Origin of the sequence: Nocardioides sp. Root682, assembly GCF_001427795.1 — a bacterium.
Classification (GTDB): Bacteria; Actinomycetota; Actinomycetes; order Propionibacteriales; family Nocardioidaceae; genus Nocardioides.
In genome coordinates, this window is sequence record NZ_LMHJ01000001.1 from 489,586 (window position 1) to 501,484 (window position 11,899).

Consider the following 11,899-nt stretch of genomic DNA (forward strand, 5'->3'; position numbering starts at 1 on the left):
TGCCTTTCGGGTGGGTGTGGACGAATCAGACGGGAGCGAGTTCGGAATCGGTCTGCGCGACCGGGCGGCCGACCGACTTGAGCGCGATGACGGCAGCGGCCGCGACCAGCACGCCGGCAACCAGGGCGACCAGGAAGCCCACCACCCCGTCAACGGCGAACAGGACGAAGATGCCGCCGTGGGGCGCGCGCAGGCTCACGTCGAAGGCCTCCGCGAGCCCGCCGGTGACGCCGCTCCCCAGCACGATCGCCGGGATCACGCGCAGCGGGTCGGCTGCGGCGAACGGGATCGCGCCCTCGGTGATGAAGGACGCGCCGAGCAGCCACGCCGCCTTGCCGTTCTCACGCTCCGCGGGGCTGAACAGACCCGGCCGGACGAACGCAGCCAACGCGAGTGCGATCGGAGGCACCATGCCGCCGAGCATCACGGCAGCCATGATCTTCAGCTCCGGCGCACCGGAGGCGAGGCTGGCGCCGCCGATACCGAGCACTGCGAAGCTGTAGGCCACCTTGTTGAGCGGCCCGCCCATGTCGAACGCCATCATCATGCCGAGCACCGCACCGAGGACGATGGCGTTGGAGCCGTCCATGCTGTTGAGGCCGTCGTTGAGCTGCTCCATCAACCAGGTGATGGGACGGCCGAGCAGCACGAGCATGGCGAGGCCAGCAACGATGCTCGTCACCAGGGGCACGACCAGCACCGGCATCAGGCCACGTGCCCAGGTCGGCACCTTCCACCTGGAGATCCACAGAGCCAGGACCCCGGCGAGCACCCCGCCGACGATCGCGCCGATGAATCCGGTCTGCGCGGCCCCGATGGGCGACTCGTCCGCGCTCGCGAAGCCCACGAGGTTGGTTGCCAGCGCTCCCATGATGAAGCCGGGCGCCAGGCCCGGCCGGTCGGCGATCGCATAGGCGATGTAGCCGGCGAAGGCCGGCACGAACAGGGCGAATGCCGCCTTGCCGATCACGAAGAGCAGCACGCCGAGGTAGAGCAGGACCCCCGAGTCGAAGGCGACGTGGTCGAGGCCGTACGACGCCGGGGACGGCGGGTCGAGGAGCGTGTGGTTGACCAGGATGTCGCCCGCGACGTTGGCGCTGTCGTAGCCGCCGAGGAGGAAGCCGAGTGCGATCAGCAGGCCGCCGGCAGCCACGAACGGGATCATGTACGACACACCGGTCATCAGCACGCGCCGGGTCCGCCCGCCCCACGACTCGCCCGTCGTCGACGCGTACGCGTCCGTCGTACCGCTGCCAGCAGCGCCTTCGACGCGGGCTGCACGAGGGTCGGTGGCGGCACGCAGTGCGTCCGCGATGACGGCGTCCCCGTCATCGATCGGCCCCTTCACGCTCATGGAGACCAGCGGCTTGCCGGCGAAGCGACCCCGGTCGCGGACGCCGACGTCAGCCGCGAAGATCACGGCTTCGGCAGCGTCGATGGTGGCCTGGGGCAACGGCTTTGCTCCGGCTGATCCCTGGGTCTCGACGGCGATCTCGACGCCGGCCCGGTCCGCAGCGCCTTCGAGCGCCTCGGCCGCCATGTAGGTGTGGGCGATGCCGGTCGGGCACGCGGTGACGGCGACGAGACGGCGCTTCGCGGGCGCGGCGTGCTCCACGACCGGCGCGGCACCCGCCTGCGCGGCATCGTCGGCGGGCGGAGCCACCGCCGCCCTGACGATGGCCAGGACGTCCTCGGGAGTCGCAGCGGCACGGAGCGAGTCGGTGAACTCAGCCTTCACGAGCGACCGAGCGAGCTTCGCGAGGATCTGGAGGTGCGCGTTGCCGCCGCCATCCGGTGCCGCAATGAGGAACACCAGGTCGGCCGGGCCGTCCTTCGCGCCGAAGTCGACGCCGGGAGCCAGTCGGGCGAAGGCCAGCGTCGGCTCGGTGACCGAGGCCGAGCGACAGTGCGGGATGGCGATGCCGCCCTTCATGCCGGTCGCAGACTTCGCCTCGCGGGCGCGGAGATCGGCGCGCAGCAGGTCGACATCGGTCGAACGACCCTCCGTTGCGACGACCGCGGCGAGGGCCGCGATCACGGCGTCCTTGTCGCTCCCGAGATCGTTGTCGAGGCTGACCAGCCCGACGGTCATCAGCTCTGCCATGACGGCGCTCCTTCGATGGAGGTGGTGCTCGACGGCAGGTCGAGCGCTTGGATCCGGACCGCATCGGTCCGGAGGTCTGCAGGCGTGGGGACGGTGGTTCCGGGCAGGCCCGCCGCCGCACTGCCATAGGCAACGGCCTCGGCAAGGCGCTCGGGCGCCGACAGGCCACGCAGGTCGGCTCGGAGGTAGCCGAACAGGCTGCTGTCGCCTGCTCCCACGGTGCTCACGACGCGGATCGCCGGAGCCTCGGCGTGCCAGGCACCCGTGCCGTCGACCAGGACGGCACCGGCACCGCCCAGCGTCGCCAAGACGGCACCGACACCGCGACGGACCAGCTCCCTGGCGGCCAGCGCGACCCGGACGGGGTCGCTCTCCAGCAGCTCCGGGTCGATCCCAGCCACGGCAGCGAGCTCCTCCGCGTTCGGCTTGAGCAGGCTCGGCGCCCCTGCGACGGTCAGGCCTGCCACCAGTGCCTCCAGCGCCGCATCGCTGGTGTCCACGGCGACCAGGCGTCCCGCAGCACGCAGCTGGGCGGCCAGGACGGAGTACCAGTCCGCCGGCGCCCCCGGCGGCAGTGAGCCGGCCAGCACGACCCAGGTCGCGGGCAGGTCCATGACCCGGTCGGCGAGGGACGCGAGGTCGCTCGCCGACACGGGTGCGCCGGCGGTGTTGAGCTTGGTGGTGGTGCCATCGGGCTCGGTGAGGGTCAGGTTCACCCGCATCGCTCCCGCCGGCGGGACGGGGCTGCACGGGACGCCGAACGCCTCCAGCTCCCGCACGAAGGGACCGTCCGCATCCGCGGGCAGGACTGCGCAGGTCGGCACCGAGGCAGCGACACAGGCGCGCGAGATGTTGACTCCCTTGCCACCCGGCTGGTCGATGATCCCGGCGACACGGTGGACCCCGCCCCGCACGAGTGGACCAGGGAGCACGGCCGTCCGGTCGATGCTGGGATTGGGGGTGACGGTGACGATCACGCGACCACGACCTCGATGCCGGCCCCTGCGATCGCCGCGCGGTCGTCGCGCTGGATGGATGCGTCCGTGACCAGGACGTCGACCTCGTCGAGCGCGGCGAACCGCACGGAGCTGTCGACGCCCACCTTGGTGGCGTCGACGAGGCCGACGACCCGATCGGCAGCCAGGACGAACGCGCGCTTGGTCGCCGCCTCCTCGCTGTCCGGCGTCGAGAACCCGTGACCGACGCTGACCCCGTTGGCGCCCATGAAGGCCATGTCGACGCGGAGCACGCCGACGGCCGCGACGGTCGTGGCGCCGACCGCAGCGTGGGTGTGCGGACGCACGCGGCCCGGCAGGAGGTGCAGCTCGATCCGGTCGTTGCCCGCCAGCCGTGCGGCGATCGAGACGCTGTGCGTGAAGACGACCAGGCGGTGCGTGGCCGGAATCGCGTCGGCCAGTCGCGACGTCGTACTCCCAGCGTCGAGGAGGATGGACGCGCCGGCAGGAGGCAGCAGCTCGAGCGCAGCGCGCGCAATCCGGCCCTTGGCCTCGACGTTCGCCGCGTCCCGCTCACCCAGCGCCGGCTCGAGGGTGGTGAGTGCCGACGCCGGGACAGCACCGCCGTGCACCCGCCGCACCAGGCCGAGCGCTTCGAGGGCGGTGAGGTCACGCCGCACCGTCTCGGTGGTCACGGCAAAGAGGGCGGCGATCTCCGCCACCGACATCCGGCCCTGGGCGACGACCTGCTGGACGACGGCCTGCTGGCGTTCCTCGGCGTACATGGTGTGACCTCTCTCACGATCTGCGTTTGTGTTGTTTTATGCCCGTTTCTGTTGCTTGTCAAGGGGTCCTCGGTCTAGCGTGTGAGCATGGTCACCACGATGCACGGCACTCCCGTCGTTCCCGGGCTCGCCTACGGACCCACGCAGGTCACCGTCTCCGCCGTCCCCGACGAGGCGATCAGGGCGTACGGCGACGGCGGCCACGCCGACGACGTGGCCGCCCTTGCCGCCTACGACGCCGCGGCAGCCGTGGTCGCCGACGGCTTCCGCGAGAAGGCCACCACCGTCGACGGCGCGACCTCGGGCGTCCTGATCGCGAGCGCGGGCCTGGCCACCGATCGGGGCCTGCGTGCGGCGGTCCGCAAGAACCTGCGCGCCGGCGAACCGCTGCTGACCGCCGTGGACCGGGCCGTCGAGCAGTTCGTGACCGTGTTCACCGGCATGGGCGGACTCATGGCCGAGCGGGTGACCGACCTGCGCGACATCCGCAGCCGGATCATCGCCCGTCTCGTCGGCGAGCCCGAGCCCGGTGTCTCGATGCCGACAGTGCCGACGATCCTCGTGGCCACCGATCTCGCCCCCGCCGACACCGCCGGACTCGATCCGGCCGTGGTGATCGCGCTGGTGACCGAGCGCGGCGGCCCGACGAGCCACACGGCGATCATCGCGCGCCAGCTGGGCATCCCGTGCGTCGTGGGAGCCGCCGGCGTCGTCGCCGCCTCAGCCGGACGCCACCTGCTGGTCGACGGCGCCACCGGCACGATCGAGGTCGATCCCGACCCGGCGGCCTCATCCGCGAAAGTCGCCGCCGACGCCTCCTCCCGGGCCGCGCTCGCCGCGTGGGAGGGTCCGTGCCGGACGGCCGACGGCCACGAGGTGAAGCTGCTCGCCAACGTCGCGGACGCCGCGTCCTCCACCGCCGCCGCGCGCGGTCCCGTCGACGGGGTCGGCCTCTTCAGGACCGAGCTGAGCTTCCTCGATCGCGAGACCGAACCGAGCGTCGAGGAGCAGACGGTGCTCTACGCCGAGGTCCTCGCTCCCTTCGCCCGCGACGGGCAGCACGTCGTCGTGCGCACCCTTGATGCCGGGTCCGACAAGCCGATCGCCTTCGCAACCCACGGCGACGAGGAGAACCCCGCGCTGGGGGTGCGCGGGCTCCGCTTGTCGTTCACCGACCAGGGACTCCTCGATCGCCAGCTCGACGCCGTCGCGGCCGCAGCCGAGCAGACCGGTGCGCGGACGTGGGTGATGGCTCCGATGGTGGCCACCGTCGAGGAGGCGCGCGGGTTCGCCACAGCCGTCCGGTCCCGTGGTCTCGAGGTCGGCGTGATGATCGAAGTCCCCAGCGCCGCCCTGCTGGCCGACCGGATGCTCGCCGAGGTCGACTTCCTCTCGATCGGCACCAACGACCTGACCCAGTACACGATGGCTGCGGACCGGATGTGCAGCGACCTCGCCCACCTGACCGACCCGTGGCAGCCGGCGGTCCTCCAGCTCGTCGCCCTCACCGCGCAGGCCGGGCAGCGCGCGGGGAAGCCCGTCGGCGTGTGCGGGGAAGCCGCGGCCGATCCCCTGCTGGCCTGCGTCCTGGTGGGTCTCGGGATCACGTCGCTGTCGATGGCGGCCGCCGCCGTCCGCCCCGTCGGGGCACAGCTCGCCACGGTCACCCTGGCCCAGTGCCGAAAAATGGCGGACGCGGCGCTCGCGGCTGCGGATCCTTCCGCAGCACGCGAGGCCGCGCGCCTTGTCGTTGCCCCAGGGGCCCCCGGGGCCTAGACCTCCGGGTCGACCTCGGTCGTCGACGGAGCCTCGTCCGGGACGTGCTCCGCGATCGCCCGGCGGGAGGACTCACGGATCTCGAAGATCTCCGTGGCGAATCCGCCCACCGCGCTGGCGACCTCACCGACGGCACGGGTCAGGATCGTGGCCACCTCGCCCACCGTGTGCGCAGCGGCCTCGGCCCCTGACTGCACGGCGTCCTTGGCGATCTCGGCCTTGCTGAGCTGGTCGCGTCCGTCATTCATGGATCAAGTGTCTCCCGAGAAACCTCAGGCCGCCAACGAGTCGTCGGTCACTGCCTGCGTTCCGCGGACCGGAGCGGCCTTCGACGTACCACCGGGGAAGGAGAGGCGGACGATCTTGCGGAAGACGCTGAAGAGCTGCTTGGGCAGCGAGCCCTTGTTGTAGGGCAGGCCGTAGCGCTCGCAGATCTCCTGGACCTCGACGGCCAGCTCCGGGTAGCGGCGGGCCGGGAGGTCGGGGAACAGGTGGTGCTCGATCTGGTGCGACAGGTTGCCGCTCATCACGTGCATCAGCTTGCTGCCGGTGATGTTGGCCGAGCCGAGCATCTGGCGCAGGTACCACTGGCCGCGGGTCTCGTTCTCGGTCTCCTCCTCGGTGAACGTCGCGACGCCCGCCGGGAAGTGGCCGCAGAAGATGATGTTGAAGGTCCAGATGTTCCGGATGATGTTGGCCACGAAGTTCCCGGCCAGGGTGCTCAGGAAGAACGGGCCGGTGAGGGCCGGGAAGAGCACGTAGTCCTTGAGGACCTGCTTGCTGACCTTCTTGCGGATGCGACGCCAGACCGGCGCGTTCTCGCCACCGAACATCTTGCGACGACCAGCGAAGACCTCCTCGGTCTCCAGGTCGTGGAGCATCACGCCCCACTCGAAGAACACCATCAGCAAGAACGCGTAGACGGGGTTGCCGAGGTAGTAGGGGCGCCACTTCTGGTCCTCGTCCATGCGGAGGATCCCGTAGCCCACGTCGCGGTCCTTGCCCACGATGTTGGTGTACGTGTGGTGCATGTAGTTGTGGCCGTACTTCCAGTTCTCGGCCGGTGCCATCGTGTCCCAGTCGAACTGGCGCGAGTTGAAGGCAGGGTCGCCCATCCAGTCGTACTGCCCGTGCATGACGTTGTGGCCGATCTCCATGTTGTCGAGGATCTTCGACACGCTCAGGGAGGCGACCGCCAGCGGCCAGGCCGGGGGCAGGTAGAACAGGGCGCGGCCGGCGACCTCGAAGCTCCGCTGGGCCTTGACGACCTTGCGGAGGTACGCCGCATCGGGCTCGCCGAGATCGGCAATGGTGCGCAGCCGCAGGGCGTCGAGCTCGGCGCCGAGGCTGTCGATCTCGGCGTGGGTCAGGCCGTGGTACTTCTCGTTCGCGTCGCGCTCGGCGATCACGGTGGACTCGGAAATCGTGTCAGTCATCAGGAACTCCTTCGGTGGTTGAGGTGCGAGCGGAGCGAGCCTCGAAGCTCAGAGGTCGATGTGGCAGTCACCGGCGGCGGCGGTCACGCAGATGCGGACCTCCTCGTCCGGCACAGCGGACTCCTCGCCGGTCAGGATGTTGCGGACGGTGCCCGCGGTCTTGGTCCGCGTGCAGGAGAAGCAGATGCCCATCCGGCAGCCGAACTCGGGCTTGAGCCCGAGCTCCTCGGCCTGCTCGAGCAGGCTCGCGCCGGACGCGGCGACGGTCTTGCCGGAGCGGGTGAAGGCCACGTCGCCCTCGATCTCCTCGCCGGGGCGGGCAGCCCGGGCGACGACCGGCTTGAAGAACTCCATCCGCAGCCGGGTCGAGTCGCCGTACGCCGCCTTGACCAGCTCGACGAGTCCGGGAGGACCACAGAGCCAGGTGTCGGTCTCCTTGTAGTCCGGCACCAGGCGGCGCAGCTCGAACTCGCTGAACACCTGGTCGCCGTAGCGGAGGTGGACGTCGATGCCGTTGTCGGCCTCGGCGATCGCGGCCAGCTCGGCGGCGAAGATCTGGTCCTCGGCGCTGCGGGCGAAGTGCAGGAAGGTCACCTTGCGGCCGGCATGGGCCACGCCGTTGCGCTGGTACCCGTCGCGGAGCAGGGTGCGGATCATCGACATCGCGGGGGTGATGCCCGAACCGCCGGTGATGAACAGCGACCTGCTGATGGTCGGCGTGGCCGGGCTCTCGACGAGGGTGAACTCGCCCTGCGCCTGGCTCAGGTGGATGACCTGGCCGGCCTCGGCCGCGCGAACGAGGTACGACGACACCTGGCCCTCGTCGTGGGCGCGAATGGTGAGCGTGAACGACTCGCCCTTGCCGGAGGCGGCCGAGGAGATCGAGAAGGCCCGGGTGTACCGCTTGGCCACGCCGGGGATCTCGACACCGACCAGGACGTGCTGTCCGGCGCGGTGGCCGCGCCACGTGGAGGTGGGCTGCAGGGTCAGGGTCGCGACGGGCGCGTCGCCCTCGGTCTCGCGGTGGATCGAGACGATCCGGGCGCGGACGTCGTGAGCGGCCCACATCGGGTGGAAGCGTTCGAGGTAGCGGTCGACACCGTGCGGGCTGGCCAGCGCGCCGACGAGGCGCGAGCGCAGCAGGGGCCCGAGCGGAGCGGCCAGCCTGGCACTGACGGGGCGGGTGGGGAGAGCCGCCGGTTCGGAGATGAGCGCGGACATCGCGCCTCCTTCGGTGGAAGGTTTGGGTGTACGTCTGTACACCGAAACTCTGACCGGTCCCCCGCCCGTGGTCAACGCGCAACACGCGTGACAGTGCACACATGTTCACTCAAGCTAGGATGGCGGCATGACCGAGACCCGTGGTGAGCGCAAGGAGAAGACGCGACGCGCCATCCTCGACGCAGCCCTGGCTCTGTCGTCCGACACCACCCTGGTCGCCCTGTCCCTGCGGCAGGTGGCCAAGGAGGTCGGCATCGTCCCGACCGCGTTCTACCGGCACTTCGCCTCGATCGACGACCTCGGGCTGGCTCTCGTGGAGGAGGCGCTCGACACCCTGCGCACGCTGCTGCGCGAGCTGCGGAGCAGCGCCGGGCAGGACGCCCGCACCATCATCGACGGATCGGTCACCGTGCTCGTGGAGCAGGTCCGCCAGCACCAGGCCCAGTTCGCCTTCATCGCACGCGAACGGTTCGCCGGTCCCCCCGCGGTACGCGAGGCGATCGCCCGCGGCATCGGGCTGGCCGAGCGCGAGCTCTCCACCGACCTGGCGTACCTGCCCGGCACGGACAAGTGGTCCGACGAGGACCGCCAGACCCTCTCCTCGCTGATCGTCGGCGCGATGGTCACCACCGTCGAACGCCTGCTCACGGCCGCAGCCGGGTCAACCGCCGAGGGCCGGGTCGCTGCCAGCACCCGGGCCCAGCTGCGGATGATGGTGATCGGCGCCAAGCACTGGCGCTCGACACCCTGACCCCCGCCCCTGCCCTGCCTGCCCGTCCTGCCCGTCCTGCCCGTCACGCTCGTCACGTTCGATGGACGTGGGGCGCCACGCCCGTCACGATGGCGCGGTGTCACCTGCCGCCGCGACCTTGACGACCACTCTCAACACTGCCGCCCGCAACGCCTGGGCGATCTCCCCCTTGGGCGACGGCGTGGAGCAGTACGACGGCCTGCCGGCCAGCGTGCTCCGTGACGAGCCGCACCGACGGCTCACCCGGTTCGACCGCACGACGCCGGCCACCGCACCCCGTCCTGTGCTGCTGGTGCCACCCCTGGCCGTGTCCGCGCGCTGCTTCGACCTGCGCGCCGGCCAGAGCCTGGCTGCCCACCTGCTCGAGGCCGGCCGGGCGACGTACCTCATCGACTACGGCTCGATCGGGTTCGCGGACCGGGCCATGGGCTTCGAGACCTGGATCGACGACATCCTCCCGACCGCGATCCACGCCGTGCTCGCCGACCACGCTGCCGACGGGGTCGACACCGCCAGCGGTGTCGACCTGGTCGGGTGGTCGCTCGGCGGCACCCTCGGCCTCCTCACCGCCGCGGCACACCCGGACCTCCCGATCGCGTCGTTGACCGCGTTCGGCACCCCCGTCGACTACCGCAAGATCCCGGCCGTGCAGCCGCTGATCACCGCCGACCGGCTGCTCGGAAGCCGCGCCATGGTGGCGCCGACGGCCCTGCTCGGTGGGGTGCCCCGCCACCTGGTCCGCGCCAGCTATCGGGCGATGGCACCGCGGCGCGAGCTGACCAAGGCCATGCACCTGGCGCGCAACATCCTCGACACCGAGGCCCTGGCGCGCACCATCGCGATCGACGACTTCATCGGCGAGATGCCGGGCTACCCCGGCCGCGCCTACCACCAGATCCACACCCGGCTGATGGTGCGCAACGAGCTCAGCTCGGGGGTCGTCCACCTGAGCCGCGACCGCGAGGTCCGGCTCGACGCCATCAAGGCGCCGGTGCTGTTCGTGGGCAGCGAGACCGACAACATCGCCAACGGACCCGCCGTGCGCGCGGGCGCCGACGTCGTCCCCGGAGCGCGCTACGCCGCCGCGGACGGACTCAGCCACCTCGGCCTGGTCGCCGGCCCACGTGCCGCCCAGCTGAGCTGGACAGCGATGGACGACTTCCTGGCCGAGGTGGCTGAGGACCTGCTCGTCTGACGCTGGTCAGTGACCGGCGGGGGCCCCTTCGGGCGCCTCGACCTTGGAGGGCAGCAGCAGCGCCATCGCCACGACGACGATACCGATCACGGCACCCGCCGCGAACGCCCACTGCAGGCCGCCCATGAAGGCCTCACCCGCGGTGTGGCCCGAGTCGGCGAGGCTGTCGCTCCGGTTGGTCATGATCACGACCAGCATCGCGGTGCCGATCGCGCCGGACACCTGCTGCAGGGTGCCGAGCAGCGAGCTGCCGTGCGAGTACAGGTGCGGCGCGAGGTCTCCCAGGCCGATGGTGAAGACCGGCGTGAAGATCATGGCCAGGCTGGCCATCAGCGCCACGTGCACCGCCAGGATCACGGCGTACGGCGTCTCCGCACCGATCCGGCTCAGGCCGAACATCAGCGCGACCATCGCGATCGAGCCGGGGATCACGAGCGGGCGCGAACCGATCCGGTCGTAGATCTTGCCGACCCGCGGGCCGAGCAGACCCATCGCGAGGCCACCGGGCATGACCAGCAGGCCGGTCTGGAGCTCGGTCAGGCCGCGCAGGTTCTGCAGGTAGAGCGGGAGCAGGAGCATCGAGCCCAGGAAGGCCATGAAGCCGGCCGACATGAGGACCAGCGAGACGGTGAAGTTGCGGTGCTTCAGCGTGCGGAGGTCCATCAAGGGACGGTCGGACCGCTGGAGGAACAGCTGGTAGACGGCGAACGCCGCGATCAGCACCACGCCGCCTCCGATGAGTGCGGTCGGCACCGGCCACTCTGCGTTGCCGACCTTGCTGAGGCCGTAGACGAAGGTGCTGAAGCCACTGCCAGCGAGCACGACGCTGAACCAGCTGACGGGGCTGCGGGTCGTCTCCCCGACGTTCTCCAGCGCCCGGAACCCGAAGAATCCGACGAGCAGCGCGATCGGGAGCACGACGACGAAGATCAGTCGCCAGGAACCGAAGTGCAGGAGCACACCGGACACCGTCGGACCGAGCGCCGGGGCGACGGACATCGCCAGGGTGACCTGGCCCATCACGCGGCCCCGGTCCTCGGCGGCGACGACCGTCATCAGGGTGGTCATCAGCAACGGCATCATGACCGCCGTACCGCCGGCCTGGACGACGCGGCCGACGAGCAGGAACTCGAAGGTCGGGGCGACGGCAGCGATGAGCGTGCCGATGCTGAACGTGATCATCGCCGTGGCGTACGCCGACCGTGTGGTCACGCGCTGGAGGAACCAGCCGGTGATCGGGATGACGGCCGCCATCGTGAGCATGAAGACCGTCAGCGACCACTGGGCGGTGGTCTCGGAGATGTTGAAGTCGGTCATCAGCCGCGGGACGGCGTTGACCAGGGTGGTCTCGTTGAGGATCACGACGAACGTCGCCGCGACGAGGAGCTTGATCACCAGCGGAGTCCGGCCCGGGGTCGCCGAGCTCGTGAACTCCTCCTCGAACTCGGCGATCTCGCCGGTCTCGATGGGCGCAGTCATGGGGAGGTCCTATCGGTTGGTGGTGGCTGGGCCAGCGGTGGCCGGCCGCCATCTGGTGAAGCTCGATGCTCGGTGGGCCCGTCGCTCACTACTTCCACGAACGGACCGTCACTGATTCGACAGCGGGAACGAAGAAAACTCATCGGACTTCGACGAAACCCTGTCGGCGTCAATGCTCCCGCAGTCCGGGAGATTC

10 protein-coding genes are annotated in these 11,899 nt (G+C 70.6%); 3 read left to right on the forward strand and 7 right to left on the reverse strand.

What is annotated here, in order from left to right; translation table 11 throughout:
• Positions 1–25: 25 nt before the first annotated feature.
• From ASD84_RS02375 to ASD84_RS02385, 3 genes are read right to left on the reverse strand one after another with little or no spacing between them, the layout of a single operon-like run.
• The gene (locus ASD84_RS02375; RefSeq protein ID WP_056706305.1) at positions 26–2,104 is read right to left on the reverse strand and encodes a fructose-specific PTS transporter subunit EIIC; all 2,079 of its coding nucleotides are present in this window, start codon (positions 2,102–2,104) and stop codon (positions 26–28) included.
• On the reverse strand, positions 2,092–3,081 hold the full coding sequence (locus tag ASD84_RS02380; protein WP_056706307.1) for a 1-phosphofructokinase family hexose kinase: 990 nt from the start codon (positions 3,079–3,081) through the stop codon (positions 2,092–2,094). The genes ASD84_RS02375 and ASD84_RS02380 overlap by 13 nt, the downstream gene beginning before the upstream one ends.
• On the reverse strand, positions 3,078–3,845 hold the full coding sequence (locus tag ASD84_RS02385) for a DeoR/GlpR family DNA-binding transcription regulator (protein WP_056706310.1): 768 nt from the start codon (positions 3,843–3,845) through the stop codon (positions 3,078–3,080). Before ASD84_RS02385 ends, ASD84_RS02380 begins: the two co-directional genes overlap by 4 nt.
• Positions 3,846–3,932: 87 nt before the next feature.
• Between ASD84_RS02385 and ptsP the strand changes: the two genes are divergently transcribed.
• Positions 3,933–5,621, forward strand: coding sequence for a phosphoenolpyruvate--protein phosphotransferase (ptsP, locus tag ASD84_RS02390; protein ID WP_056706311.1), 1,689 nt, complete (start codon positions 3,933–3,935; stop codon positions 5,619–5,621).
• On the opposite strand, the gene ASD84_RS02395 is transcribed toward ptsP, so the two are convergent.
• From ASD84_RS02395 to ASD84_RS02405, 3 genes are read right to left on the reverse strand one after another with little or no spacing between them, the layout of a single operon-like run.
• Complete coding sequence (locus tag ASD84_RS02395) at positions 5,618–5,869, reverse strand: hypothetical protein (protein ID WP_056706313.1); 252 nt, start codon at positions 5,867–5,869, stop codon at positions 5,618–5,620. The two genes, ptsP and ASD84_RS02395, sit on opposite strands and share 4 nt — an antisense overlap.
• Before the next feature lie 24 nt (positions 5,870–5,893).
• Entirely contained in the window at positions 5,894–7,057 is a 1,164-nt protein-coding gene (locus ASD84_RS02400) for a fatty acid desaturase family protein (RefSeq protein WP_056706315.1), read from the reverse strand.
• Positions 7,058–7,105: 48 nt separating this feature from the next.
• Positions 7,106–8,278: a flavin reductase family protein gene (locus ASD84_RS02405; RefSeq protein WP_082573111.1), complete on the reverse strand. Its 1,173-nt coding sequence runs from the start codon at positions 8,276–8,278 to the stop codon at positions 7,106–7,108.
• A gap of 127 nt (positions 8,279–8,405) precedes the next feature.
• On the opposite strand from ASD84_RS02405, the gene ASD84_RS02410 reads away from it, so the two are divergent.
• The gene (locus ASD84_RS02410; RefSeq protein ID WP_056706317.1) at positions 8,406–9,029 is read left to right on the forward strand and encodes a TetR family transcriptional regulator; all 624 of its coding nucleotides are present in this window, start codon (positions 8,406–8,408) and stop codon (positions 9,027–9,029) included.
• Between the two features lie 97 nt (positions 9,030–9,126).
• Positions 9,127–10,224, forward strand: a complete 1,098-nt coding sequence (locus ASD84_RS02415; protein ID WP_235530944.1) for an alpha/beta hydrolase — start codon at positions 9,127–9,129, stop codon at positions 10,222–10,224.
• 6 nt (positions 10,225–10,230) lie between these two features.
• Here ASD84_RS02415 and ASD84_RS02420 read toward each other — a convergent pair whose 3' ends face one another.
• Positions 10,231–11,703, reverse strand: a complete 1,473-nt coding sequence (locus ASD84_RS02420; protein ID WP_056706320.1) for an MDR family MFS transporter — start codon at positions 11,701–11,703, stop codon at positions 10,231–10,233.
• Positions 11,704–11,899 lie beyond the last annotated feature (196 nt).

Bases quoted from the DNA above. Each gene is read 5' to 3' on its own strand.
- ASD84_RS02375 (WP_056706305.1), bottom strand. From the start codon at position 2,104: ATGGCAGAGCTGATGACCGTCGGGCTGGTCAGCCTCGACAACGATCTC.
- ASD84_RS02385 (WP_056706310.1), bottom strand. From the start codon at position 3,845: ATGTACGCCGAGGAACGCCAGCAGGCCGTCGTCCAGCAGGTCGTCGCC.
- ptsP (WP_056706311.1), top strand. From the start codon at position 3,933: ATGGTCACCACGATGCACGGCACTCCCGTCGTTCCCGGGCTCGCCTAC.
- ASD84_RS02395 (WP_056706313.1), bottom strand. From the start codon at position 5,869: ATGAATGACGGACGCGACCAGCTCAGCAAGGCCGAGATCGCCAAGGAC.
- ASD84_RS02400 (WP_056706315.1), bottom strand. From the start codon at position 7,057: ATGACTGACACGATTTCCGAGTCCACCGTGATCGCCGAGCGCGACGCG.
- ASD84_RS02405 (WP_082573111.1), bottom strand. From the start codon at position 8,278: ATGTCCGCGCTCATCTCCGAACCGGCGGCTCTCCCCACCCGCCCCGTC.
- ASD84_RS02410 (WP_056706317.1), top strand. From the start codon at position 8,406: ATGACCGAGACCCGTGGTGAGCGCAAGGAGAAGACGCGACGCGCCATC.
- ASD84_RS02420 (WP_056706320.1), bottom strand. From the start codon at position 11,703: ATGACTGCGCCCATCGAGACCGGCGAGATCGCCGAGTTCGAGGAGGAG.